29 protein-coding genes are annotated in these 23853 nt (G+C 72.0%); 18 read left to right on the top strand and 11 right to left on the bottom strand.

Features of this window, described 5'->3' with window-relative positions:
• The first annotated feature begins 364 nt into the window (after positions 1-364).
• From AB0M43_RS38285 to AB0M43_RS38265, 5 genes are all read left to right on the top strand, one after another.
• Positions 365-1777: a hypothetical protein gene (locus AB0M43_RS38285; protein WP_363732508.1), complete on the top strand. Its 1413-nt coding sequence runs from the start codon at positions 365-367 to the stop codon at positions 1775-1777.
• A complete protein-coding gene (locus AB0M43_RS38280; protein ID WP_363732506.1) occupies positions 1774-2184 on the top strand; it encodes a hypothetical protein in 411 nt (136 codons plus the stop codon). Before AB0M43_RS38285 ends, AB0M43_RS38280 begins: the two co-directional genes overlap by 4 nt.
• A gap of 59 nt (positions 2185-2243) precedes the next feature.
• The gene (locus tag AB0M43_RS38275; RefSeq protein WP_363732503.1) at positions 2244-3263 is read left to right on the top strand and encodes a 3'-5' exonuclease; all 1020 of its coding nucleotides are present in this window, start codon (positions 2244-2246) and stop codon (positions 3261-3263) included.
• On the top strand, positions 3260-3541 hold the full coding sequence (locus AB0M43_RS38270) for a hypothetical protein (protein ID WP_363732500.1): 282 nt from the start codon (positions 3260-3262) through the stop codon (positions 3539-3541). Before AB0M43_RS38275 ends, AB0M43_RS38270 begins: the two co-directional genes overlap by 4 nt.
• A gap of 87 nt (positions 3542-3628) precedes the next feature.
• Positions 3629-4222 carry a hypothetical protein gene (locus AB0M43_RS38265; RefSeq protein WP_363732498.1) on the top strand — a complete coding sequence of 198 codons (594 nt, stop codon included), beginning with the start codon at positions 3629-3631 and terminating at the stop codon, positions 4220-4222.
• 486 nt (positions 4223-4708) lie between these two features.
• On the opposite strand, the gene AB0M43_RS38260 is transcribed toward AB0M43_RS38265, so the two are convergent.
• A complete protein-coding gene (locus AB0M43_RS38260) occupies positions 4709-5170 on the bottom strand; it encodes a hypothetical protein (protein ID WP_363732495.1) in 462 nt (153 codons plus the stop codon).
• A 101-nt stretch (positions 5171-5271) separates the two neighbouring features.
• On the opposite strand from AB0M43_RS38260, the gene AB0M43_RS38255 reads away from it, so the two are divergent.
• From AB0M43_RS38255 to AB0M43_RS38230, 6 genes are all read left to right on the top strand, one after another.
• A complete protein-coding gene (locus AB0M43_RS38255; RefSeq protein ID WP_363732493.1) occupies positions 5272-5454 on the top strand; it encodes a hypothetical protein in 183 nt (60 codons plus the stop codon).
• Positions 5451-5843 carry a PIN domain-containing protein gene (locus AB0M43_RS38250; protein WP_363732490.1) on the top strand — a complete coding sequence of 131 codons (393 nt, stop codon included), beginning with the start codon at positions 5451-5453 and terminating at the stop codon, positions 5841-5843. The genes AB0M43_RS38255 and AB0M43_RS38250 overlap by 4 nt, the downstream gene beginning before the upstream one ends.
• 171 nt (positions 5844-6014) lie before the next feature.
• On the top strand, positions 6015-6593 hold the full coding sequence (locus AB0M43_RS38245) for a hypothetical protein (protein WP_363732488.1): 579 nt from the start codon (positions 6015-6017) through the stop codon (positions 6591-6593).
• A gap of 15 nt (positions 6594-6608) precedes the next feature.
• Positions 6609-6869 carry a hypothetical protein gene (locus AB0M43_RS38240; RefSeq protein WP_363732485.1) on the top strand — a complete coding sequence of 87 codons (261 nt, stop codon included), beginning with the start codon at positions 6609-6611 and terminating at the stop codon, positions 6867-6869.
• A gap of 86 nt (positions 6870-6955) precedes the next feature.
• Positions 6956-7423, top strand: coding sequence for a DUF3307 domain-containing protein (locus AB0M43_RS38235; RefSeq protein WP_363732483.1), 468 nt, complete (start codon positions 6956-6958; stop codon positions 7421-7423).
• Positions 7424-7438: 15 nt separating this feature from the next.
• A complete protein-coding gene (locus AB0M43_RS38230; RefSeq protein ID WP_363732480.1) occupies positions 7439-7987 on the top strand; it encodes a hypothetical protein in 549 nt (182 codons plus the stop codon).
• On the opposite strand, the gene AB0M43_RS38225 is transcribed toward AB0M43_RS38230, so the two are convergent.
• The 9 genes from AB0M43_RS38225 to AB0M43_RS38185 all read right to left on the bottom strand — a co-directional run bounded on the left by AB0M43_RS38225 (position 7984) and on the right by AB0M43_RS38185 (position 15041).
• Positions 7984-9873, bottom strand: coding sequence for a type IV secretory system conjugative DNA transfer family protein (locus AB0M43_RS38225; protein WP_363732479.1), 1890 nt, complete (start codon positions 9871-9873; stop codon positions 7984-7986). The two genes, AB0M43_RS38230 and AB0M43_RS38225, sit on opposite strands and share 4 nt — an antisense overlap.
• Positions 9870-10343: a hypothetical protein gene (locus tag AB0M43_RS38220; protein WP_363732476.1), complete on the bottom strand. Its 474-nt coding sequence runs from the start codon at positions 10341-10343 to the stop codon at positions 9870-9872. Before AB0M43_RS38220 ends, AB0M43_RS38225 begins: the two co-directional genes overlap by 4 nt.
• A gap of 165 nt (positions 10344-10508) precedes the next feature.
• On the bottom strand, positions 10509-10754 hold the full coding sequence (locus tag AB0M43_RS38215; protein WP_363732474.1) for a hypothetical protein: 246 nt from the start codon (positions 10752-10754) through the stop codon (positions 10509-10511).
• On the bottom strand, positions 10751-11329 hold the full coding sequence (locus AB0M43_RS38210; RefSeq protein WP_363732472.1) for a hypothetical protein: 579 nt from the start codon (positions 11327-11329) through the stop codon (positions 10751-10753). The genes AB0M43_RS38215 and AB0M43_RS38210 overlap by 4 nt, the downstream gene beginning before the upstream one ends.
• Positions 11330-11387: 58 nt before the next feature.
• Positions 11388-11735 (bottom strand): hypothetical protein, encoded by a 348-nt coding sequence (locus tag AB0M43_RS38205; RefSeq protein WP_363732470.1) that lies wholly within the window; start codon positions 11733-11735, stop codon positions 11388-11390.
• Positions 11732-12115, bottom strand: coding sequence for a hypothetical protein (locus AB0M43_RS38200; protein ID WP_363732468.1), 384 nt, complete (start codon positions 12113-12115; stop codon positions 11732-11734). The genes AB0M43_RS38205 and AB0M43_RS38200 overlap by 4 nt, the downstream gene beginning before the upstream one ends.
• A gap of 27 nt (positions 12116-12142) precedes the next feature.
• Positions 12143-12859 (bottom strand): GGDEF domain-containing protein, encoded by a 717-nt coding sequence (locus AB0M43_RS38195; protein WP_363732466.1) that lies wholly within the window; start codon positions 12857-12859, stop codon positions 12143-12145.
• Between the two features lie 5 nt (positions 12860-12864).
• Positions 12865-13776: a 2-keto-3-deoxygluconate permease gene (locus AB0M43_RS38190; RefSeq protein WP_363732464.1), complete on the bottom strand. Its 912-nt coding sequence runs from the start codon at positions 13774-13776 to the stop codon at positions 12865-12867.
• Positions 13777-13886: 110 nt separating this feature from the next.
• A complete protein-coding gene (locus tag AB0M43_RS38185) occupies positions 13887-15041 on the bottom strand; it encodes a histidine decarboxylase (RefSeq protein WP_363732462.1) in 1155 nt (384 codons plus the stop codon).
• 301 nt (positions 15042-15342) lie between these two features.
• On the opposite strand from AB0M43_RS38185, the gene AB0M43_RS38180 reads away from it, so the two are divergent.
• The 3 genes from AB0M43_RS38180 to AB0M43_RS38170 are packed head-to-tail and all read left to right on the top strand — an operon-like array spanning position 15343 to position 17849.
• A complete protein-coding gene (locus tag AB0M43_RS38180) occupies positions 15343-15834 on the top strand; it encodes a helix-turn-helix transcriptional regulator (protein ID WP_363732459.1) in 492 nt (163 codons plus the stop codon).
• Entirely contained in the window at positions 15831-16958 is a 1128-nt protein-coding gene (locus AB0M43_RS38175; protein WP_363732458.1) for a hypothetical protein, read from the top strand. Before AB0M43_RS38180 ends, AB0M43_RS38175 begins: the two co-directional genes overlap by 4 nt.
• Positions 16959-17849: a hypothetical protein gene (locus AB0M43_RS38170; RefSeq protein ID WP_363732456.1), complete on the top strand. Its 891-nt coding sequence runs from the start codon at positions 16959-16961 to the stop codon at positions 17847-17849.
• A gap of 21 nt (positions 17850-17870) precedes the next feature.
• Here the strand turns inward: AB0M43_RS38170 and AB0M43_RS38165 are convergent, their stop codons facing one another.
• A complete protein-coding gene (locus AB0M43_RS38165) occupies positions 17871-18755 on the bottom strand; it encodes a nuclease-related domain-containing protein (RefSeq protein ID WP_363732454.1) in 885 nt (294 codons plus the stop codon).
• A gap of 112 nt (positions 18756-18867) precedes the next feature.
• On the opposite strand from AB0M43_RS38165, the gene AB0M43_RS38160 reads away from it, so the two are divergent.
• The 4 genes from AB0M43_RS38160 to mobF form a co-directional block, all read left to right on the top strand.
• Positions 18868-19500: a hypothetical protein gene (locus AB0M43_RS38160; RefSeq protein WP_363732452.1), complete on the top strand. Its 633-nt coding sequence runs from the start codon at positions 18868-18870 to the stop codon at positions 19498-19500.
• Positions 19501-19532: 32 nt separating this feature from the next.
• Positions 19533-19763 carry a hypothetical protein gene (locus AB0M43_RS38155; RefSeq protein ID WP_363732451.1) on the top strand — a complete coding sequence of 77 codons (231 nt, stop codon included), beginning with the start codon at positions 19533-19535 and terminating at the stop codon, positions 19761-19763.
• A complete protein-coding gene (locus AB0M43_RS38150) occupies positions 19760-20398 on the top strand; it encodes an HNH endonuclease (protein WP_363732450.1) in 639 nt (212 codons plus the stop codon). The genes AB0M43_RS38155 and AB0M43_RS38150 overlap by 4 nt, the downstream gene beginning before the upstream one ends.
• Positions 20399-20987: 589 nt before the next feature.
• Positions 20988-23853: MobF family relaxase (mobF, locus tag AB0M43_RS38145; protein ID WP_363732449.1), on the top strand; the 2866-nt coding region annotated here is incomplete at its 3' end.

Genomic DNA, 23853 nt, shown 5'->3' with positions numbered 1-23853 from the left:
CAGGCCAACAGGATGGCCGGGGGGACCGAGCGCCGCCGCGGCGTACGTCGTGGGTCCGGTCGTGACCAGGGTGGCCACCCCGACGTCTGCCCGGAGGGATGCCAGACCAGCGCCCGAGCCGCAACCAAAGAGCGGTTGCGCCCCGAACGCCGGCCCGACATGGCGGAGCCCAGACGACGGGATGGCCACCAGGGCCCCGCCCTCTGCTGTGCAGGCAAAACCCCAGCGCCGCACCGCCCGAGCGCCCGTCCAGCCGAGCCGGCCCAAAACGGACATCCCGACTGCCGACACCTACCATTCCTATCATTCATTCCTATCATTCATTAATTTGACAAACATATGATAGCAATGATAGGATTCAGACATGAGCGACATCGAGAACGGAAACCCCCCCGCCGAGACCGGCGACGTCAAGCCGCTGTGCAAGTTCGCCCAGCTCGACCTCTGCGACCGGCCCGTGGCCCCCCGCGCCGGGGCCACCGCCGGCCGGGCGCCTAGCTACTGCGAACGCACCGACCACAACGCCCAGGCGTTCCACGCCGCCAAGACCCGGCGCACCCCCGAGGGCGCGCTGCTGGTGGACACCGGGAAGCTGCCGGCCAAGCCCGTCACCGCCGCCGGCAAGACCGCCCGGGACGCACTGGAGCAGGTGCGCGAGATCGTGGCCGGACTGCAGACCACGATCGGCGTGGTGCTGGTCGATCAGCTGGGGCTCATCGTGCGCGCCGCCGAGAAGTCCGCCGACCTGGACAACGTGGAGGCCGAGCTGGAGGCCGTCGACGCGGAGACCGGCAAGGCCGTCAGTGACGCCCGCAACGAGGCCGTGCTGGCCAAGCAGGCCCGGAAGAAGGCCGAGGACGCCCTGGCCGAAGCCCTCAAGGACAGGGCCGAGGCCAGCGAACTGGCCGACGAGATGTCCGATCAGGTGCTGCTGACCCAGGGCGAGCGGAACGCCGCCCTGGAAGAGCGCGACACCGCCCGCCTGGCGCTTACTGAGGCCGAGGCCAAGGTGCAGGCCGGCGACAAGCGGGCCACCGACCTGGAGACCCGGCTGGCCGAGGCCGGCGAGACGATCCGGGAGCGCGGCGCGCGGGTCGAGGAGCTGGAGCGCCAGCTGGCCACCGCGCAGGAAGCGGCCGCAGCCGCCGCCATCGAGATCGACGCGCTGACTGTCCATGTGGACGCCGCCGCCGTGGCCACCCGCGAGCTGACCGGCGAGCGCGACGCCGCCCGGGCCGAGCTGGCCACGGTCACCGCCGAGCGCGACCGCCAGGCCGACGCCCTGGCCGCCGCCGATCGCCGGGCCGGCAAACTTGAGGAGCACCTGGCCGACGCCCGCGCCACCGCCGACCGCACCGCCGGTCAGCTGACCGCCGCCGAGGAGCGGGCCATGGCGCTGACCACCCAGCTGACCGAAGCCACCGACGCCCGCACCGCCGCCGAGAAGACCGCCCGGACCCAGGCCGGCGAGCTGATCACGCTGCACGCCAAGGTCGAGGCCCAGGACACCGCCGCCAAGACGGCCGCCGAGCAGCTGGCCGAGGTGCGGGCCGACCTCAAGCGCGAGCGCGCCGACCACAAGGCCGAGCTGGAGCGCGAGCGCACCGAGCGGGCCGAAGAACTCAAGCGCGATCGCGCCCAGCACAAGACCGAACTGGACCACGAGCGCCAGGCCACCGCCGCCGCCACCAAGCAGGCCGCCGAGCTGACCGAGAAGCTGACCGACCTGGCCACCACCCTGGCCAGCCAAGCTCCGGCCAAGGATGGCAAGAAGTGACCCGGGCCGGAGACGAGGAGGCCCTACGAGGGGCCGGGTACGTGCAGCTGCACTACTCCCCCGATGACCGGGTGTGGGCACTGTCCGCCGGCTGGGCCGACCAGGTGGAGCCGCGGCTGCTGAGCGCGATCGGTGACCCGGCCGCCGTCGCCGCCGCCCAGGAGTGGGCCAGCGCCCAGATGCGGGCCCGCCGCGGCTGGCCCGGCGAGTGGGACGAGGAGCCCGAGGACCAGGGCGACGAGCTCCGGCCGCCGTCCTACGAGTGGCGACTGCCCGACGTCGACTGTCCGGCCTGCGGAGGCGAGCCCCCGGCCGCTGGCTGCTCCCGGTGCGTCAACGTCGGCCGAGTCACCCCCGGCGAGGCCGAGCCCGGCCGGTTGTCGTTCGCAGATCAAGACCCGTTCTAGCCGACGCCCGCCCCCCGGCCGGCCCGGCCGGGGTGACTGTCCCGAAGGGAACCGATCCGATGGAGACCATGCCCGAGGAGATGCCCGCCGCCGTGGCCGTGCCGGAGCGGTACCTGGACGGCCGGCCGGTCTACAGGGCCCGCACCGCGCCGGAGGGGCTGGCCACCCGCAGCCAGCTACGTGCCCAGGGGCTCAGCGCCGCCGGGCTGACCCCGGTGGCGTGGCTGCACTTGATGCTGCACCACCAGTACGTCCACCTCTACGAGGTCAGCGCCGCCCGGCCGGTCCGCCCGCTCACCGCGCGGCAGCGCGAGGTCCTGGAGCACGGCCGGTGGATCCAGCGCAGCGTCCCGTGCAGGGGCGCCGGGTGCGCGACGCGGGTCGAGCGGTGGGAAGTGCGTTGTGACCCGTGCGCGGCCGCCAAGCGCGTGGCCGACTACCGGCGCGAGCAGGAGGCCGAGGCCGCGCTGAGCGAACAGCTCGACAGCGACCGGGCCGCCGCCGCCCGCTGGGCCGCCGAGGTGCTGGCCGACCCGGACGCCACGATCCTGGACACCGAGACCACCGGGCTGTACGACGCGTACGCGGTCCAGCTGGCCGTCCTGGACGTCCCCGGCGACCGGCTGCTGCTCGACACCCTGCTGCACCCGGGCGAGCCGATCCCGACCGACGCCACGCGGATTCACGGCATCGAGGACCAGGACGTGGCCGACGCGCCCCGGCTGGCCGACCTGTGGCCCCAGCTGGTCGAAGCCCTCGACGGCAAGCGGCTGGTGATCTACAACCGGGCGTTTGACATGGAGATCCTGCGCAACGAGGCCCGCCGGCTCCCCGGCGAGCGGGCCGGGGCCGCGCTGGCCTGGCTGGCCGGTCTGAGGGTGGAGTGCGCGATGGAGCGCTACGCCGAGTGGTGGGGCCAGTGGAGTGACTACTGGGGTAGCTACACCTGGCAGCGACTCGACGGGCCGCACGGCGCGGCGGGCGACTGCCGGATGGTCGTGACCCGGCTACGCGAGATGGCCGCCACCGCGCGGCGCAACGACCCGGACGCGGTGACCGCCGGGACAATGGTCGGGTGAGCAACAGGGAGCGCGGGCTGGGCCGGGGCATCACCACGCTGATCACGCCCGGGCCCGCCCAGGTGGCCGAGCCGGAGCTGGTGACGCTCCCGGCCGGGGTGGCCAGCGCCGCGGCCGCGATCCTGTTCGAGTACTCACAGGTGGCGGGCGAGTACTCCGCCCAGGTGGCGCACGTGCTCGCCCGCGCCCTGGACGCCGCCGCAGCCGAGACCGGCCAACCCGTGCCGCTGCTGATGCCCGTCGACGGGCCAGACTTCCGGCCGCACGCCGTGAGCTGACCGGCCACCGCGCCGAGGTCCCGCAATGTCGCAGGCCCGGGGCATACTTGCCGCCAGCAGGGACGACGTTCACCGGAGGTGGCAGCGATGGGATGGTTTTGGAAGCGCCGCAAGCCGGACCCGGCCGCTGAGGATCCCGCCGCCGAGGACCAGGCCGTGGCCGAGCTGCTGGACCCGTACCACGGCAGGGCGAGCATCAGCGGCGGCGGACAGGTGGTCGTCAACGCCAGCCAGGTCATGGAGAACATCGCGCTGGCGATGGAGCGCCTGGACCTGGACATCAACACGCCGGTCAGCATCGCGGAGGACGTCGTGCCCGTCGACGTCTTGGCCAGCATGGTCCAGCAGATGCAGATGGGGCCGGCCATCGCGCTGCACGTGGTCAACACCTCCGCCCGGATCATGACCCGGTACCCGAAGGAGCTGGCCGGTCTGCCGCTCCCCGAGGGCTACGACATCCGCGAGATGCACCCGCTGAAGATCAGCGACGCACACCACGAGCTGGCTCGCCGGATCTTCAATCGGCGTACCGCCAGCCGCAAGGATCTGGGGTGGGACGACGTGCCCGAGGTCGAGCGCCTGGACGTCGAGGGTCAGCTGCAGGTGTTCCTGTGCTTGTTCTTCATGTTCGCCAGCAAGGTGGGCGCGATCCAGTGGCGGATGGCCAACCCCCACGCCTGATCTAGTTGATCTTGATCGGGCAACACCATAATGTGCCATATGTTGTAGATCAACTTAGGGTGACCTAAGTGGAACTCGAGGTTTCTCCGGATCCTCCGGCAGCGGCCCGCAGCCCTCCCCGAAGGGCGGATCCCAGCCCCGGGGCGCGGTACACCCGAGGTGCCCGCAGCTCCCGATGTTCACGTGCGCCAGGCCGCACCGGCAGACGTCGCGGACGCTCACCTGAGCCGGAGGCACCGCGTGCCCAGCCGCGCAGTACGCCGCCGAGCTCCGGTTGTCGTACAGCCGGAAGAACTTCACGGCCACCGTGTCCGGGTGGTCCAGGGCAACCCGCCGCGCCGCCCGCAGCGCGGCCACGGAGTCCACGACCAGCTCCCGCCGGCCGCCCGTGTACCTCTCCCACACCAGCCGCCACCGCACCATCCCCGGACCGTAACCGCAGGACCTGGCCAGAGGTGCACGCAGTGGAGTCCCCGCCCAGCCTGACTAGATCACGCTGGAGTGGGGACGGATTGAGGGGTGGGCGGCCTGTTCGTGCAGGGTGAACGCGAACGCCATCAGGGTCATCTGTCGCCGCTCGCGGGTGGCCAGCTGCTGCCAGGCCCGCTCCGGTTCGCCCCGGGTGTATGCCCGCAACGTCCCGGCTGGGTCTTCAACGTCATCAGCGCGGTAGTCGCTCCTCGGGTCGTTCAGAACCAGCGTGATGTCTGCGGTCGGTGGATGGTCAGCGACGAGCGCCCGCGCGGCCACGTCCAGCCCCGCCCGCAGGAGACCATCGGCGTGCAGTTCTGCGACGGCGCGGACGGCCCGGGCGACCGTGGCAGGGTCGGCGCAGAACCGGGCCGCCGTGACCACGGCCGGGGCCGCCCGTTCATGTTGGCGGGTGCGGACACCGCGCTGTACCTGAGACTGGATCCACGCAACCTGGCCGTCATCCAAAGCGCTCATGGAATTACCGTACGTCACGCTACCGAGCGCACCGCTTGCCGGACACCGCAGCACAACCGCCGACTGTTGCGGAGGCGCTGGCCGGGCGTACCGTGGTCGGCATGGAAATCGACCTGTCGACCGAGTTGGGCCGCAGTGAGGCCCGCGCCGAGCTGATCGAGGCCGAGCTGCTGGCCGATGGCGGCACCCCGACCCTGAAGGAGTGGCGCGACGGGTACCGCCTGCTCGGGATGTCCTGGCCCGGGGACGCAGAGGCCCGCCGGCTGCTGCCGATCGCGGAGTGACCGCGCCGGAGTCGGTCACGGGATACGTGCTCGACGGGTCGGCCCTAGCCGCCCTGCTCACCAGCCACACCACCGCGCTGGTCTGGCTCCGCCTGGCCCGCACCTCCGGCGCCCAGATCATCGTGCCGGACTCCGCCGTGGCCGAGGCCACGATGGTCTACCCGCACCAGGCCGACCTGCTCGCCCGCTTGCTGGACCACCCCGCGATCCTGACCGTGCCCGCCCACCCCGAGGCCGTGGCCGAGCTGCTGGACAGCGCCGGAGTGTTCGACCCAGCCGCGGCCGTGGTGCTGATCGCCGCCGAGGGCCGAGGGTTCCCCGTGATCACGGGTGACGCTGGCCGGCTACGCCGCATCGTCCCGGACGGCCCCGAGATCCGCGAGCTTTAGGCGTACATACCTCCAGCATTTCCCGAGGCCAGAGGGCTCGGAATCTAAATTATCTACGTAGATAAGTGGGCCCCGGCTGGTGTCGGGCCGCTGACACTTCCCTTGTGGCTGTACGAACTTTCGTACAGCATGAGTGTACGAACTTTCGTACACCAAAGGGAGCGTGACGACGTGAGGGTGCAGAGATATCCGGACAGGATCGTGTACCAGTTCGACCCCATCGAGGACGAGGGGCTGGAGGCCGATGTGGCCGCGATGGCCGCGTGGCTGGGATCCACCCTGGACGCGCTGGTGGAGTTGCGGACCCGGCCGGCCGGCGAGGCCCCGCAGCGGGGCGTGGCCTACTGGGCAGGGGTGATCGCGCAGCTGGACCAGGAGCTGCTGCCGCGCCTGGAGGGCGTGCGCCGGGCGGTGGTCCGCGAGCACGCCCAGGCGGGCGGCAGCGTGCGCCAGCTGGCCACGGCCTCCGCCGCGCCGTCGAGCACGGTGCAGTACCAGCGGGAGCAGATCCTGCGCGACCCGCCCAGCCGGATGGAGCGGTGGGCCACCGGCCGGCCGTCGACGTGCGTCTACGAGCTCCGCCAGACCGCCGAGGCGTGGGAGGCCGTGCGGGACGGGAAGGTGTTCGGGTCGTGGGACCGCGAGGCCGACCCCGACAACCTGCGTGAGCAGATGGCCCCGGTGTTCATCGAGCAGTACGGCCGGACCCCGCGCTGGATCCCCATCGACCAGGGCTTTCGGGCCGAGTAACAGGAGGACATCGTGATGACGACCCTGGAGACCCCGGCCGAGCTGCTGTCCCGGCTGGTGACCGAGACCGATCGGCTGGTCATGGACGCGGACCACACGCTGGAGATCGCCGCCGAGCAGCGCGAAGAGGCGCGGGAGGCCCGGCGGGGCCGGAAGCTGGTCGCCTGCGAGGTGTGTGACGGCGAGTTCTACACGCGGGCCACCCGCACCGCCCCGTACCTGTGCAGCACGCACGGGTACGCCCCGGAGGACCTGTACGACCTGGACGAGGAGTAGACCGGCCGGCCCCCGATCCGGACAAGACACGGGGGCCGACCGCACCACCCGACCGCTGAAACCCGAAATCAGGAGGCACCACCATCATGCCCACCGACAAAGCCGCGGTGTTCGCCGCCGCCCTGCTCGCGCTGCTGTTCGCGCACACTTTCGCTGATCACTGGATCCAGACCGACCACCAGGCCAACACGAAGGGGCGGCCCGGTTGGGTCGGCCGGCTGGCGTGCGCCCGGCACGTGGCCACCTACACGGTGACGGCCGCGGCCGCGCTGCTGGCCGTGGAGCTCCGCCTGGACCTGGACCTGCACCCGGGGCGGGTCGCCGCCGGCCTGGCCGTCAGCGCGGTGACCCACTACCTGCTCGACCGCCGCGCCCCGCTGGCCTGGCTGGCCGCTCTGTCCGGGCACGCCGCGTTCTTCCGGCTGGGGGCACCGCGCCCGCAGTACGCCGACACCGACCGCCCGGATAACCCTTCGTTGGGCACAGGGTCCTACGCCCTGGACCAGTCCGCGCACTGGCTGTTCCTGTTCGTCGCCGCCCTGATCATCGTCTGACCGAAGGACATTCCGATGAAGAAGACCGCCAAGCCCGCGCCCGCCCCGCCGGCCCCGATCACGATCAACGGGTACACCGGCCGCGAGCCCGAGCCCCGCTACTGGGGCCAGGACGACCAGGCCGCCCGCACCGCTGCGCACAGCTGGCAGGCCGCGCACCACCACAACGCGCTCGTGGAGCACGCCCTGGCCGAGGCCGCGGCCGTGTCGCCGGTCACCACCGCGAGGGAGGAGGCGTGGCTGGCCTACACCGCGTTGTCCACCGCCAGCTCCGCCGACTGGATCGCCGCCCACCACCGCTGGATCGTCGCGGAGGAGGCCCTGGCCGTCGCCGCCGAGCACCTGACCGGGGTGGCCGACGACTACGAGCGGGCCACCCTCACGGTCCTGATGTCCGATGACGCGGACTGGCTCTACGAGCGGGCCGTGGCCCAGACGGGGCAGGCCGGCCTGTACGGACCCGACCACCGCCACCGCGACGCGGCCCACGACGCCCGCCAGGTCAGAGCCGAGCGGAAGCACATTGTCGCCCAGACGCTCAACGCGCTGGGCAAGCTGATCTAGCTGGAGTTCTGCCCGCCGGCCCCCGGACCACCCGGGGGCCGGTCGCCGTAGACGGGCACGGCCGGGCGCATCGCGGCCAGCCAGACCGGTTCCGAGTAGAACCCCGGGCAGTCGATCATGGACCAGGTCGCGCCGGTCCACACGATCGCGGCGCCCTCCGGTATCTGGGCGATGTCGCCGGGCCGGAGCCGGGGTGTGGACTGCGTGGACCAGCTGGGCTCCCGCCGGGTGTGGCGGATGTGCCAGCGGGTCAGGTGGCTGGTGGACTGCGAGACCGACACCACGGTGCGGTCGTACTCTCCGCTGGCCTTACTCAGCGCGTCGAGGGTGTACGGGTCGAGGATGCCCGGTAGCGCGATCTTGCAGCGGAACACCGTCAACCAGCTGTCGGCCGCCGCCCCGAACTTCGCGCGCACCAGGGCCAGGTCCTGCGTGCCGACGATGACGTGCAGGCTCTGCCCGCCGCCCTCCGACACGATCGAGGAGACGTCGATGGGCGCGGTGTTGGTCACTTCGTCCAGGCACATGGTCAGGTGCGGCCGGCGAGGCTCGCGGCCGGTTTCCTCCGCAGCGTGCCGCCGGTAGGTGGCGTGGCGGATGGCTTCCAGCAGTGCGCCGATCACCGGCCCGTACTCCGCCACCCGCTCCGGCGGGGTGACGATGTACAGGGTGTCCGTGCTCCGCACGAAGGTGTCAGGGACGAAGTTCGGGTCAGCTCCGGACCGCCGGGCCGAGGCCGCGCCGTAGATGCGGACCATGCGGGCCAGGGTCGAGCGGATGCTGCCGCGCTCCCGCGGCTCGATCGTCAGCAGGCCGGCCAGCTGCTCGCGGGCCAGTCCCGGGCCCTCCGAGTCGGAGTCGATCGCGCCGCCCGGGCGCAGTACTTCGTCCATCCGGGCGAGGGTCGCCGGCTGGTCAGGGGCACCGGCCCAGCTGGCCACGGTGCCGATGTCCGCCCCGGACAGTCGCGCCGCGTACAGGAAGATCTCCAGCCAGTCACGCGCCTTGTCGATGAAGTGGGCCATGTTGTTGTCGTCACCGTCGTCCCCACCGCGTAGCGCCATGGCGATCCGGGAGGCGACCTGGCGCGCGTCGTCCCAGGTGTCCAGGCCGACGAGCGGGGACCAGCGGGCAAGCTCCATCCCGGGCACCGCCCCCGGGTCGCCGCCCGGATCGAACACCCAGCACCGGCCGAGCCGGCCCCGCACGGCCGCCGTGGCCAGGGCCACGTCCAGCTTGATCGAGGACGCCACCACCGCGCCGGGGGCGACGAGCACGGAGGGGATGATCACGGCCGTGGTTTTGCCGGAGGCGGGCGGGCCGATGACCAGCGCCGCGCCCCGGGGGCTGGCCACGCGCACCCGCCGGGCCGGGGGGTCCAGGACCAGGCCGGCCACCGCGCCCGGCCGTCCCCAGTCCCGGCTGGCCAGCTCCCGGGCCGCAGCCAGACCGTCCGGCACGGTCGCCCAGTACCGCTCCCAGTCGGCCCAGACAGCCGCGGCCTGCTGCTCTCGCAGGTGCACGTCCGAGCGGACCTGTCGTGCCGCGATCCACCGGGCCACCAGGTAGGCCACGACCGCAGGCAGGGCACCGAGCAGCACCGTGGCGACGAGGACCAGGGCGCGCGGCTGGCTTCGGCCGCCGCGCTCATCCGTCCAGCCGGCCCAGGCCCCCAGGCCCATGCCGACGAGCGCGGCGAGGACCAGGGCGAGGAGCGGCACCCCGACCACCGTCGAGGTGAAATCGCCGGCAGCCGGATCCGACAGGTACCCGCCGCAGCCGAGGACGCCGGCCGCGCAGCAGGTCAGGACGGAGACCCCGGCCGCGCCGAGCAGCCACCGGCCACCGGCCTGGGGGATCTGCACATCGGGGGTCGCGGTGCTCACTGCGGATCCGGAATGGACACGATGGAGTCGACGCACCAGCGGCTCCCGCCCTTGATGGGGCGCACCGTGACGTCGAAGTAGGCCATGCCCGTGTACCAGGTCGCGCCGGTACCCACCGTGATCTGGACTTCCGTCTGCACGATGGTGGCACCGTCAGGGCCAGGCCGGGAGTCGTGGGGGAACGTCTCGTACGCGTCGGCCCTTGCTCCGGTCGTGAGGAGCGTTTTGGCGGTCAGGGCCGCCGAGCTCCGCTTGTTCGCCGCATCCGAGCAGGACGCGATTTTGGCCCGAGTCGGGTCGGCGGAGGGGAAATAGCCGGCGCCCAGGGTGTTGTCGACGTACTCCGTGACGGCCAGACCGGGGCTGGTGCAGCAGCTGGGGCCGACCGCCATGGGCCACACGACCACTACTGCGATGCCGGCGCAGCCGACGATCATGGGCACCGCCGTGCCGGCGACGATGAGCCACACCCGCCGAGCGGTCCACCGCGAAGAGCGGGCCGGGGCCGCCGGGGGCGGTGTCGAGGGATCCGGGGCCGACGAGGGCGGGGCGGGGCGCGTCGAGCGCAGGTCGCCCGGTTGCCGGGCAGCCCTAGCCACGGCCGCCGCCCACCCGCGCCGCACGCGTGGTGTCCATCACGGCCGCCCCCGCCGCTGCTCGGCGTCGGCCGCGAGCTGACGGAGCCGGTCCACGACGATGTAGCCGAGCTGCACCACCAGGGACACCATCAGCGCGAGGAACGCGACCAGGGAGACCCAGGCCGCCCCCATGATCAGCGAGTGATTACCGGTCGTGTCGGGGGTGAACCACAGGACCGCGGTGGACGCGGCCAGCCCGATCACGGCAGCGACCAAGACCCAGTTGACTACGCGGCGGATCACAGCGTGTCCCCGCCGGCCGCCGGGACGACCTGGCCGTCACCGCCGGCCGGGACCGACGCGGCCCGGGCCCGAGAGCGGACCACCGCGAGGTACGCGCCCACGGCCAGCGCGAGCAGCACCGTGACGATGCCGAGGAGCCGGCCGGCGATCAGGGGCGCGGTCCAGGAGATCGAGACGGCCAGGCCGCACCGCTGTGCGTCGCCGTCACAGGCGACCAGATCGACCATCAGGTGGTAGCCCCCTTTGGCCATGCAGGTCTCGCTCCCGCAGTTGCGCACCTGCCAGCCCTGCTCCCGGGCCAGGTCGCCTAGCTGGGCGACGTCGGTCACGGCCGCGGCGCCGGTCTGCGTCGGGTAGTACCAGGTGATGGAGGCGTGCCGCCCGCTCGACGGGACGTCGCGCACGGTGGACGAGTCGCCCCAGCTGGCCGGGATGGCCAGCGCCCGCTGCTCGGCCAGCGCCTGATCCTCGAAGGTCTGCCGGTCGGACATCGGCAGGGCGATGGCGACGACCAGGGCGAGGACCCAGAGCAGGGCCGCCCCGCCGAGGACCCGGGGTGTGGTGATGCGTGTCATGGCGTACTCCGTGGTGGTGGGTAGGGCCCGGCCGGATCCGGCCGGGTGGTCAGGGATGTCAGGGGTGCGGTCCGCCTGCGAAGAGCCAGGCCAGGGGGTAGAGCCCGCCACAGAGCGCGAGGACCCCGGCGACGACCTGGACGACGGGCGCCCAGATCCAGCGGCGAGGGGCGAAGAGGAGCACCAGGACGATGAGCACCCCGAGGCCCGTGGCCGCAACGGACCCGGTGAACGCGCGATCAATGGCGTCGGCCGCCGGGCACGGTGCGTCTCCGGTGCAGGTGTCGGTGCCCATGGCCGACAGGCCCAGGGCGAACGGGCCGCAGCTGATGAGGATCACGACGCCCAGGCCGGCGAGGACCCCGGCGAGGACGCGCAGCCACCGCTCGGGCCGGGCGCTGGTCATGACTGCGGCCCGCCGAGCAGGGTCCAGGCGACGGGCCACACTGCGGCGCAGACGGCGATGACGGCCGCGCACAGCTGCACGCCCCGGACCCATTCCCAGCGCCGTGGCGCGATCGCGCCGAGCAGCACCCCCACGAGCATGGAGCCGAGGACGGACCCGGCCACGCCGAACTGCGTCCTGATGGTGTCCTCCATCGGGCACTGCACGCCGCAGCTGTCCGTGGCCAGCTGTGCCCAGGCGTATGCCGGAACTCCGCAGACCACAGCGATGAGAACCGCGAGCAGGGACACCCCGACCACGCCGCTGACGGAGGCCCCGGGCGTGGGTGCCGGCAGCGGCGGGTCGAGGGTCGGCTGGGTGGTCGAGGGGATGTCAGGCACGGTGGTGTCTCCTGTCAGGTGGGTGAGCTACGCGAGGGGCGCCGGGTGAGCGGCGCGGCCCGCGCGGGAAAGGCGGGATCGGCCGACGCGGCCGGCATCCTCGCGGGGGCTGTAGACCGCGACCCCGCCGCCGGACTCCTTGGCCCGGTACAACGCGGCGTCCGCCCGGGCCAGCAGCACCCCGAGGGGTGCGGGCTCAGCCACGGAGGCGATGCCGATCGAGGCCCCGACGCGCAGCGTCCGACCGCCGATCAGCATCGGAGCCGCCAGCAGCTCCGCCAGGCGCACGCCCAGCGGATGGGGCCAGGTCGCCGCGGCCACCGGCACCGGGTAGGGACCGGAGATCAGCACGGCGAATTCGTCGCCCCCGAGCCGCGCCGCCGGCAGGCCGGCCGCGAAACCGCGCAGGCGCCGGGCCACCGTCACCAGCAGCGCGTCCCCGGCCGCGTGGCCCAGGGTGTCGTTCACGGCCTTGAAGCCGTCCAGGTCGAGGATCAGCAGCGCCGCGTACCCGGGCAGGGGCCGCAGCTGCTGCTCCACCTCCGCCGCGAGGCCACGCCGGTTGAGCAGGGCCGTCAGGGGGTCGTGGTCGGCCGCCCACCGGGCCGAGGCCAGGTCATGGCGTACACGGTCCAGGGTCCGCTCTGTCTGGACGAGCCGGCCACGGGCGCGGAGCCAGCCGCGGCTGATGCCGGCGAGCGCGACGGCCGCGCCGGCGACTGTGCCGAGGGTGATGGGGTCCACGGTGGTCACCTCCCCGCGCGGGGTCGGGTGACGGCGCCGAGGACCGCCGCGAGGACGATCCCGGCGAGGACGGCCGCGCCGGTCTGAGCGGTGGCGACCGGTACCCACTGCGACCAGGTGGGGTCAGCGATGGCCACCATGGTGGGCACCGCGACGGAGACGCCGGCCGGTGCCGCAGCGGCCCAGCCGATCGCGGCCGGCCGGTGCAGGACACGGGCCCAGAGCAGGGCGGCCGTGCCTCCGGTCACCACCCCGGAGAGCACGGCCACCACCACTCCCGCTGGAGCCTCCCGGACCAAAGACCCCAGCGGGACCACCCACCCCATGGCGGCGCTCATGACGAGCAGCAGGGGGGTGGTGAGCCGGGCCAGCAGTCGCCTGCTGCCCGGAAGTACGGTGCCGGTCAGGATCCCGCCGGCCAGGAGGAGCACGGCCGCCAGGACCAGCGCCCACGGCAGGGACGTCGACCGCCCGCCCCAGACCGCGAGCACGAGCAGCGGCACCAGGGGGCCGCTGGACACCACGGCCGCCACGCACCCGGCCGCCACATCCGCCGGGGTGCCGATTTTCTGCACGATGGCGGTCCACATGTTGTTGGACACGCTCATGCTCGCGCTGGCCAGGGTCAGCAGCGGCACGCCCAGGACGCCGGCCGCGCCCCACGTCCAGCCGTAGCCGAGGACGAGCAGCGCCGGCAGCAGCGTGGCCGCGAGCAGGACGGCCAGGGTGCGGGTGGCCAGGGCCCGCAGCGCGCGCACCGGGACCTGTGCCCCGACGACGATCAGCAGCACCCCGATGCACCAGAGCGGGAGGTGACCCGCCAGCTCCGTCACTGGCCGGATCTGCGGACGGTGCCCGATGGCCGATCCGACCGCCGCCCCCACCAGCAGCGGCACCAGGACCGTCAGACCCGGCACAGCACCCACTCGACGCGCGAGCGCCCGGACGGGCCCGCCCGGACCCGACGCGGGGGAAGGCGCGTCGGGTCCGGGCTGGTCGAGGGGCCGGGTACGCGGCACGGTGCACGTCACGCCGCCGCCCTCCGGTTCACAGCCGTGGGGTCCGCGTCGCGCAGTTCCTCGAGGAACTGGTCGAGGACGTCACGGGTGACCCCGGGCATGGTGACGACATGGCTCCACTCCCCGGCCGTGGCCAGCTGCCAGCGCTGCACGATCGCGGCGGGCGGGCGTCGGAGCACGACCGTCATCGAGTGCGGATGACGCCAGGCCAGGTGCCCGGACTCCGTGAGCCGGTCCACCAAGTAGGACGCGAGGTCACGGGCCAGGACCGCCCGCAGGCGGTGACCGTCGAGCCCGTAGCGGTGCAGCACCCACCACAGCATCAAGATCGTGTGCCCGCAGCGGCTCCCGAGGACCGTGGAGGAGACCGTGGACGTGTAGACGACCGGGCGCGCGATCAGGTCACGGTGGGAGCGCCGGGCGATGACCACCCCGCACGGCATCGGCACCGCCAGGAACTTGTGCCCGCTGATGGACAGGCTGTCCACGCGGCTGTTGGTCATGTCGAGTGCCGCCGGACGGTCTCCATCATCGAGGAGGGCCAGGGGGATGCCGGCCAGCGCCGCGTCCACGTGCAGGTACCGGTCACCCACCCCGGCCGCGTTCAGCGCCGCGTGGATCCGATGGGTGTTGTCCGTCGCCTCCGTCATCGTGGTGCCGACCGTGGCCACCACCACGGCGGGCCGGCCCGGGTAGGCGCGAGCCTTGCGGGCCAGATCCCCGTAGTCCATCTCCCCGCCGCCGTCGACGTCGACGGGCACGGCCAGCATCCGCAGCAGCTCAGCGGCATCGGGGACGCAGGCGTGCGCGGCAGCCGAGTAGTACACGACGGCGCCCGGGTGGGCAGCCCGAGCCAGCCGCAGGCCGGCAATGATGCCCTCTGTGCCGCCGGAGGTGACGTAGCCCCACCGGTCGGCGGGGGCGCGGAACAGGTCGCCCACCCAGGTCACCACCTGGCGCTCGTACTCACGCGCGTGGTTGGCCCACCGCGGATCGGAGTCCGGATCCCCGAAGGCGTTGAGGGGCCGCATGATCCAACGGCGGAACAGGTTCCAGTCCACATCTCTGGCCCCGGGGAACCCGATAAGGGTCCGCAGCTCCAAGTCCAACCGGTGCCACAGGAACTCCAGTTGCGCGCTCCACGGGTCATCGAGGCCGACCACGCCGGCCGCAGGCCCCGAGAGGGCCGGAACATCGGGAGGTACATAAATGGACAAAAGACACTCCTAGGGGTGTTAAGCCCCCGGGTGCGGGGACCTCCGTGGCGGCAAGATGGAAGATCCCCCCTTCAAGGCCAACAGGAAATCCATTGCCTGATCAGGCACCCTAGGCACGTGATCAGGTAACACGCAACCCCCTTACAGGAAATTGATTGCCTGTTTTGGGGTAATGGGTTACCTGCTGGCCGGTCCCGGTGGGAGGATGACGTGGACGGGGGTCGCTTGCACACGAGGAGGACGCGTAATGCCGACGACGACGCCGGGCGAGCGCATCAGGGCCCGCCGCCAGCAGCTGGGCATGACCCGCCCGCAGCTCGCCGCTACGGCGTCGGTGGGCGAGCGCCAGCTGGGCAACATCGAGCGGGAGACGGGGCAGTCGATTCCGTCGACCCGGACGCTGCAGGGCCTGGACCGGGCGCTGCAATGGGAGCCGGGTTCGGCGGCGCGGATGTACGCCACCGGGCAGGACCCGACCCCGCAGCCGGGCACCGCGCCGCTGTCGGTCGCGGATCAGCCGCTCACCGACCCCGCTCAGGTCCTGGCCGCCCTGACGCGTACGCGGTCGGCTCTGAACGCCAACGCCGAACACCTCAGCCAGGAGGACCTGGACCGGATCACCAGCAACATCAGGGCCCGGGCACTGGCGCGGTTCGCGCGGTTCATGGAGCAAGAAGACGAGTTCCTGTCGGCCGCCGTCGTTGAGCAGGTCGAGGAGCTGGGGGTGCGCCAGCCATGACCGGGGAGAAACGGACGCCGCTGACCAGCCGGCTCGGGTGGGTACGCCTGTGCGCGGGGCTGGTGGCGGTGGCCGGTCAGATGGTGCTGATCATCAGTGACCTGATCCCCTTGGACTGGCCCGCCTCTTTGCGGTGGGCGCATCAAATGCTGATCGCCGCCGCCGTACTCGCGGGCGTGGCCGCGCTCACCGCGCACTCCCAGATCCACAAGCACAAGGCGACGATCCCCGCCCCCGGCGAGGGCCCGTGGTCCTACCGGGCCATGGCCGGGGCACTGTCCGGTGTCCAATGGCTGGCCCGGCGGGTCGGCCGAGGTTCGTTCCCGGAGCGGGTCGAGGTCCGCACCGCCGCCTTCCTGGCCAAGTGGGGCTACGTCGTGTGGCGCCAAAGCGTGATCTGGGTGGTGGTCGGATCGAGCGTGTGGGGTGTGTCCTCACTGATCCAGCTGGCCACCCAGGGCACCGGCCTGCCGGTGCTCTTCGGTGAGACCCTGCTCGGTGTCGGAACCATGTTCGGGTTCACGGGCATGATGGTGCTCTATGGCCTCTGGAGGGCACGCCTGGCCGCCAGCACCAGGTACGGCGGGATGCCCGACCCGGACGGAGTGCAACGGGCACGGCTCACCCTGGTGAGCGGCGGCGCGTTCGTGTCCGCCACGTTTCTGTTCGTGATGCTCATCGCGATGGACATAGCCAACCCGCAGTTCGTGGCCCCCTACGTCCGGCAGTCCCTCATGGCGATGGCCGCCATGCCCCTGGTCGTGGGACTCATCGCTTACGAGCAGCAGCGCGGAACCGAGGCGCGGCGCGCGGAGCGGTACATGCTGGCATGGGCAGCGGTTGCGTTGCTGCTGGTCCTAGTGGAGTCCATATCGTACACAGCCGCAGGAAACCCCCTGATCACCTCAAGCTGGATGGACTACCTGCTGACCCTGATTGACTGCGTGGGGGTCACCGGGGCACTGCTGCGCTACTCGATCTGGCTCAGCGAGTTCGAAGTCAAGATCAACCAGATTGCTGACGAGGAGATGGCCGAGCAGGAAGCCGAGCTAGACGCCATTCTCACCGGCATGAGCCCCGAGGAGCTGGCCGCGCTCAGGCTCCAGTTCGAGGAGTTGGACTAGGTGGAGCACCTGCTGGAGAACGTGGCCCCAGCCGACCACGACCTAGTGCGGTCCAACGCGGCATGGCTTACCGAAGCCGCGCGCCACCGCGCAGCACCAGGTGAGGCCGACCGCTCAGCGAGGGTCTATCAGACCCTGCCCGCCACGGTGGCCGCCATCGCCCCCGCCCTGGACCGCGACCGGCTACTGCTGGCGGTGGAGTACGGCCTATGGACGATCGCCCGACTGGACGACGACCTGGACGACCCGGCCGCCACCAGGCCAGAGCTGCAGAGCCTCGCGGCCCGGGTGCGAGGCATCACGACCGGGAGCACCAGGCCCGACCCCCGAGACCCGTTCGGTACCGAGCTGGCGAGCCTGTGGGGCCGACTGCAGGCGTACGACACCGGAGGCGTCGCCCGTCTTGTCGGCTCCGCCCTGTACGAGGCCACGCTGGCCGGCATCGCCCAGGCAGCCCACAGCCGCCGCGTAGCGCTCGGAGATCCAGCCCCCACCGTCGAGAACTACCTGCGAGTGGCCGGCCCCGCAATGAACTACCGCAGCTTCGCGTGGACGCTCGTGCTGCTCGCCGGGGACGTGGCCCCGGCGCCTGTACTCAGCAGGTGGAGCCGCGCCATGACCAGCGCGTCCGTGGCCGTGCGACTGGCCAACGACCTAGCATCCGCCGACCGGGACCGCAGCGAGGGCCGCCTCAACGTGCTCGACCTACGCGACCGCGCGGGCGAACCCATGACGGCGGACCGGACCACCCGAGCCATAACCCACCGGGCACGGCGACACCTGGCCGCGCTGGCCAGCACCCAGGCCGAGGCTCCCCCGCCCACCCTGCAGATCCTCCAAGCCTGCCTCCGGACGTCCCTCACGCTCTACCGCGTGGGGGACCTCAGGTAGGACCCGGCGACCCAGCCGCGGCTACGCGCCGGCCCAGGTCGAGGACTGGCGCGCGATGGCGTAGACCTGCTCCACGGTCGCCGTCGACAGCCGCGCCCGACCGACGCGGAACCACCACCAGACGGAGCTGCTGGCCAGCACCGAGACCCCGGCGGAGTTGCGCCGCCCGGACAGGCTGGCGTGCCCGTGCACGACGATCACCGGCTGGACCGCGATCCACGACAGCCCGGCCGAGCGCAGCGCGAGCTGGACCCGCCGTGCCTCCCGGCCCGCCTTGTCCGCGTAGCTGGTCTCCCGCTTCCCGACCCGGATCCCCTTCCGGGTGACCCGGACTTTCCCGCCCGGGTGGTGCTTGCTGTTGATGCAGAACACGCCCAGCGGGCCGATCAGCAGGTGGTCCAGGTCCCCGCCGCCGCCCAGCTGGACGGAGTGCAGTACCCGCCACTTGCCTTTCCGGGCCAGCTTGTCGAGCTTCTTGCCCACCGCGCGCTCGCCGGCCGCGCCGACCGCCCAGGAGCGGTCAGCGGTCCGGTGGCCGAACACCCCGGACAGCAGCCGGATCCCCCAGCCGGGGCGCAGCTGGTCGGCGCGCTGCTGCACGCCCGCGCCGGCCCGCACCGCCGCCAGGTCCCCGTCCCCGTCGACGTCCACGCCCAGGTCCCCGCGCCGGAGCGGTTGGCGACTCTGCGAGATGCCGGCCGGTCGGGCCGGCCTGCTCTGCGACCAGCCCGGATTCTCAGACTTCCAGCGGTTAACCGCGGCCTGGATCTCCGGCCACATCCCGGGCACCCGGATGCCGTCGCGGTTGGTGCGCAGGTCCACCCATCCGAGCTCTGACCCCGAGGCCGTGGTGATGTACAGCCGGTCATGGCCCTGCTTCTGCCACCGTCTGAGCTTCAGCGCCACCACTCACTCCTTCGCCGTTATCGATCCATTCTCCCACCGGCCGGTCCAAATAGGAACGCCGTATCTGTAAGGTCCCTTGCACTTGAGTCGTAAGGTGCCTTACAATTGAGGGATGATGATGGACATCCCCGTGGAGTATCGAGAGCTGATCGAGCGCCACGGCGACGGCGTAGGCGTCGAGGCCGCCCGCGCCCAGTTCGCCGCGCTGGTCGCCACCGCCGAGGCCGGCGAGATCGTGCTGCTGCACCGCGACCGGTGGGAGTGGGCCGCGCTCGCCCCGCTGTCCGAGGTGACCGAGCCCCTGGCCGGCCTGCCGATGCACGCCGTCAGCGCCGCCCGCGCCCGGCTGGGCGACCTTGTGCATGCCGCGACCGGTTGGGGCGAGGCGCAGCCCCAGATCCTCACCCGACGCGGCCGCCCGGTCGCTGCCCTGATCGCCGCCCGGCTGCTGGCCGACCGGCCCGCCCTGGACGACCGCCTGGACGTCGAGGAGCTGCTACGCGCCGGCCACCAGCTCACCGCCACGTACTGGCCCGAGGTGATCGGGGTCATGGGCGAGTACGACGTGGTGACCGAGCCCGAGCCGGCCGCCTACGTCGTGACCGTCACCGCCCACGACGACCCGGACGGCCGGCCGATCGCGGAGAGCCGCGCCGCGACCCTGGCCGAGGCCATGCTGTCGCTCGCCCCGTGGCGGAGCTCGCACCCCGACGCCGACCTGTTCAGCGACCGCGCCCCGTTCTGACCCCCGACCTAACGGCCCCGATGGAGGACCCCGTGACCGAGCTCCCCGACCCCCAGACCGATCACGACCTGTCACACGGCTGGCTCGTTGCCGTCCTGATGCACCTGGGCGGCAGTGTCGACCTCCCGGTGGAGCTGTTCCAGCGCGACGTGCTGGGCCCGCCGGACGGCTCGCTGTACCAGGTCCTGATGAACACCACCGTCGTCCCTGGCAAGATCCGCTTCTCCGTGATCAGCCCCCCGATCGCCCCCCGCGAGTCATGACCACCGAGCCGCCGGCCGTCGACCGGCTGGGCAGGGATGTCGGCTACCCGCCGCACGTGCCGGCCGGCGACTGGCGAAGGTTCTGCCGGCAGACGGTCGTGCTCCCCGCCCCCACCGGGTGCGTCCTGTGGCTCAAGCCGCCCCGCAGCGACGGGTACGGGCAGTTCTGGGTCCAGGGCCCCGGACCCGAGCTCGCCCCGGCCGCCGAGCCGACGCTGCTTGAGGACCTGGCCACCGAGCCCCCGGCCGGCGACCGTGCCGGCCGGGGGCGGGTGTGGCGGGCGCACCGCTACGCGTACGCCGCCTGGCACGGACCGATCGGGCCTGACGTCCAGGTGATGCACTCCTGCGACGAGCCGCTGTGTGTCGCCCGCGAGCACCTGGACGTCGGCACCAACCGGCAGAACGCGAACGACCGGGAGCACCGCGGCCGCACCGCCCGGACCGGCCTGCTCGGCGCACGCCAGTGGGGCGGCGCCGACGCCCGGGGGCCGTACGGCCGAGCCGTCGCCCTGCACCAGGCCCTGCTCGCCGCCCTGGCCGCCGGGGCCGACGCCGAGGCCCTGGACGCCGTACTGGCCGACGTCGGCGCGGCCGGGGAAGCCCACCCCGGGCAGCTCTCCCTGGACCTCTGACCCCCACCCCACCTAACGGCCCCGCCCTCAGCCCGGACCACCACTTATCTACGTAGATAAGCCCGCACCGTGGGCCCGGGGTGGAGACCACCTAACGGCCCCGCCCCCTGGCGGGGGACTCGCCCGGCTGGACGCCGAGGCTTCGTCCCCGCCAGGGGGCGGGGCGCGCTCGGCGCGGCCCTGGCTCGGCGCATTCGCGCCATCGCCGGGCCGGCGCCGCGCGCCGGGGGTGGGTCGGGGTGGTGACTGTCGGTTGCGGGTGAGTGCGCCGGCACCACGGCCCGGGGCCGTGAGTGCCGGGATTCCGCTGGCGCGTCAACCGGGCCGGTGCCCCTAGTCGATCTTGTCTCGTCCGCGCGGCGGGGCTGCCGGTTGATCTTCAACCCACATTCCTCTCTGCTTGATCATCTCTCTTCCGCTCTCAGCTGCTCGCCCCCCAAACCACCTCTTCGCCGCCGTCCCGTCAGTCTCACCCCCGTACAAGATCAAAGTCAAAGTCAAAATCCAGATCAAGAACCAAGTCAAGTACAGATGACACACCTAGGCATCTAGATGTACTGGATTCAAGATCATGTGTATCCTTGCTGACATGACCGTCAGAATCACCGCCATGAGCGCGGGTCCTGGCGCGGTCAAATACCTGCTCAAGCAAGAAGGCTGTGCCGACCACAGTCACGCCGCTGGCTACTACGCCCACGGCGTGGAGGGTGGCGCGATCGAGGACCGGCCGCTGGGCTGGTGGGTCGGTGAGGGCGTCGGGGAGCTGGGCGTGACGGCCGGCGACGTGGTGACCGAGAGCGACGTGGAGGCCCTGATCGGGCACGTCTGCCACCCGCAGCGCTACCGCGAGGAGATGGCCGCGGCAGAGTCGCGGATCACCGCCCGCCTGGGCGAGATCAGCGGCAAGGTGTCGTCTCGGGAACGGGCTGCCATCGAAGATGAGGAATACGCTACCGCCATCGACAACTCCCGGCTGGGGTCCGCGCCGAGGAAGTTCAAGAGCACCGAAGAGCGCGTTAAGGCCCGCCTGGAGGCCGAGCCGCTAGCCGACAAGAAGCGCATTGACGCCATCCGGTTGGAGGAGGCGAAGGCCACTCGCAAGGCCGTGGGATTTTTCGACATCACCCTGAGCGCCCCGAAGTCGATCTCCATTTACCACGCCGGGTTGCTGGCCACGGGCCGCACCGAGGACGCCGCCGTGATCGAGGCCGCCCACCGCGCGGGGGTCGCCGCAGCGCTGAAGTTCGCGCAGCAGGAAGCCGGATACAGCCGGGCCGGCCACCACGGTGGCAGCGCCGAGCACCGGGCCAGTTCAGGCCGGTACGTTGACGCGCACGAGTGGATCGGCATGGAGTTCTTCCACCTCACATCGAGGGCCGGTGACCCCCAGATCCACTCCCACGCGACGATCCCGAACCGGGTGAAGACCGTCGACGCGGACGGGACCGAGAAGTGGCGCACGCTTGACTCCTGGTCGATGAAAAACACCCGGCTGGGCATGGACGCCGAGTACCTGCGGGCCATGGAACAGCACGTCGAGCAGTCGCACCTGCCGATCGTGATGGAGCTCCGCCCGGACGGGGTGGCCCGGGAGATCGTCGGCAGCACCGAGGCGCAGCGCGCGGCGTTCTCCACCCGCAAGGGCGAGGTGGACAAGGACTACAACGACTGGGCCGCAGCGTACGAGGCCCGGCGGGGGCACGAGCCGGGCCGGTATCTGCGCGCCATGATGCGTGAGCAGTTCGTGCTGGCCAGTCGGGACCGCAAGGCCGAGGTGGGCGCGACCACCTCGGAGCTGGCCGCCCGGTACGAGGCCGCCGCGATGGAGCGGCTGGGCCAGTCGCTGGGCGAGGCCGTGGCAATGATGGAGAACGCCGGCAGGGAGGCCGACCGGAAGCTGCTCGCAACCGGCGGTCCGCAGCGCCTGGACAGCCCGGGGATCATCGCGCAGGCCGTGGCCCGGGTGCAGGAGAAGAAAACCACGTGGACGGCCGCTGACCTGCGGTCGGAGCTGGGCATGGTCGTGCCGCGGCTCCCGGGGATCGGGGAGGCCGAGCGCAAAACGCTGTTCGACGGCATGGTGGCCGACGCGCTGGCAGGCAGGGCCGGGCTGAGCGACCTGGACCGACCGGTACAGGTAGGCGGGTTCGAGGTCCTGCCGACGCCGGCCGACCTGCAGCTGCTCAACGGTAAGAGCACCTTCGACCCGCCAACGAACGCCCGGTACGCCACGACCGGCCAGCTCTCCAACGAGGAGCGGCTGGTCAGCATGGCGAACACCGTCCGCCCGGAGCTGGTGATGCCGGCGGAGAAGGTGGAGCGGGTGATCCGGGAGGCCAACCTGTCCGGGGACCAGGCCCAGGCGGTGCGAGAGATCCTAACCGGGGGCCGGGAGTGGCAGACCCTGATCGGGCCGGCCGGCGCGGGCAAGACGTACGTGACCGCCGTCGTGGTCAAGGCGTGGGAAGAGCATTTCGGCGGGAAGGTCGTCGGCCTGGCCCCGTCGCAGGCCGCCGCCGAGGTGCTGCGTGAGGCCGGGGTGACCACGACCATGAACACCACGAGGTTTTTGGGTTGGAATCGGGGAGACTTCGCGCCCACGCCCGAGCAGAAGGCGATGGCCCAGCTGGGGCCCAAGGACATGGTGATCCTGGACGAGGCCGGCATGGCCGCCAACCCGCACATGTTCGAGCTGGGCGAGGTGGCCCGCGCGGCCGGGGCCAAGGTGCTGGGCGCCGGGGACGACGCGCAGCTGACCGCAGTCGGCGCGGGTGGTGGCCTGCGGATGCTCACCGAGCACGCGCCGTTCGTGGAGTTGGACACGGTGCGCCGGTTCCGGAACAAGGACGGCTCGATCAACGAGTGGTACGCCGACGCCTCTCTGCGTCTGCGGTCCGGCGATGCCACGGTGGTGCCCGAACTCCATAAGCGCGGCCTGCTCCACCAGGGCACTGCGGACGAGATGACCGAGCGCGACGTGCGCCGGCACGTGGCCAACATGCTGGACGGGCGCACCGGGGCACTCAGTGCCAGCAAAAACGAGACCGCCGCCCGGTTGAACAACGAGATTCGCTCACGGCTGGTCGAGGCCGGGGTGGTCGAGGAGCGCGGCCTGTGGCTGGACTCCGAGGTGGCCGGCGGGGTGACGGTCGGCCGGGGCGATGAGATCGTGGCCAGGAAGAACACCCGCAAGAACGACAGCGCCGGGGACGAGGTGGTCAACCGCCGGCACTACACCGTCGATGAGGTGCGCCCGGACGGCAGCCTGGCCGTGCGCCGCATTCTGGACGGCCAAGGCCCGAACGGCGAGACCCAGTACGGGGGCCAGGCCGTCCTGCCCGCCGACTACGTGCGCGAGCAGGTGGCGCTGGGCTACGCCACCACCGTCCACGGCGTGCAGGGCGCGACCGTGGACGAGGGCCGCGGTCACGGCATGCCGGACAGCGCCGAAGCCC

This window comes from Longispora sp. NPDC051575 (assembly GCF_040681875.1).
Taxonomy (GTDB): domain Bacteria; phylum Actinomycetota; class Actinomycetes; order Mycobacteriales; family Micromonosporaceae; genus Longispora.
The sequence above is the reverse complement of the archived record's forward strand: the minus strand, read 5'-3'. Positions and strand labels throughout refer to the sequence as shown.

Coding starts and splice junctions, on each gene's coding strand:
- AB0M43_RS38255 (WP_363732493.1), top strand. CDS start 5,272: ATGGAAATCGACCTGTCGACCGAGTTGGGCCGCAGTGAGGCCCGCGCC.
- AB0M43_RS38265 (WP_363732498.1), top strand. CDS start 3,629: ATGGGATGGTTTTGGAAGCGCCGCAAGCCGGACCCGGCCGCTGAGGAT.
- AB0M43_RS38160 (WP_363732452.1), top strand. CDS start 18,868: ATGATGATGGACATCCCCGTGGAGTATCGAGAGCTGATCGAGCGCCAC.
- AB0M43_RS38230 (WP_363732480.1), top strand. CDS start 7,439: ATGAAGAAGACCGCCAAGCCCGCGCCCGCCCCGCCGGCCCCGATCACG.
- AB0M43_RS38285 (WP_363732508.1), top strand. CDS start 365: ATGAGCGACATCGAGAACGGAAACCCCCCCGCCGAGACCGGCGACGTC.
- AB0M43_RS38260 (WP_363732495.1), bottom strand. CDS start 5,170: ATGAGCGCTTTGGATGACGGCCAGGTTGCGTGGATCCAGTCTCAGGTA.
- AB0M43_RS38175 (WP_363732458.1), top strand. CDS start 15,831: ATGACCGGGGAGAAACGGACGCCGCTGACCAGCCGGCTCGGGTGGGTA.
- AB0M43_RS38205 (WP_363732470.1), bottom strand. CDS start 11,735: ATGACCAGCGCCCGGCCCGAGCGGTGGCTGCGCGTCCTCGCCGGGGTC.
- AB0M43_RS38240 (WP_363732485.1), top strand. CDS start 6,609: ATGACGACCCTGGAGACCCCGGCCGAGCTGCTGTCCCGGCTGGTGACC.
- AB0M43_RS38210 (WP_363732472.1), bottom strand. CDS start 11,329: ATGACACGCATCACCACACCCCGGGTCCTCGGCGGGGCGGCCCTGCTC.
- AB0M43_RS38235 (WP_363732483.1), top strand. CDS start 6,956: ATGCCCACCGACAAAGCCGCGGTGTTCGCCGCCGCCCTGCTCGCGCTG.
- AB0M43_RS38180 (WP_363732459.1), top strand. CDS start 15,343: ATGCCGACGACGACGCCGGGCGAGCGCATCAGGGCCCGCCGCCAGCAG.
- AB0M43_RS38150 (WP_363732450.1), top strand. CDS start 19,760: ATGACCACCGAGCCGCCGGCCGTCGACCGGCTGGGCAGGGATGTCGGC.
- AB0M43_RS38275 (WP_363732503.1), top strand. CDS start 2,244: ATGGAGACCATGCCCGAGGAGATGCCCGCCGCCGTGGCCGTGCCGGAG.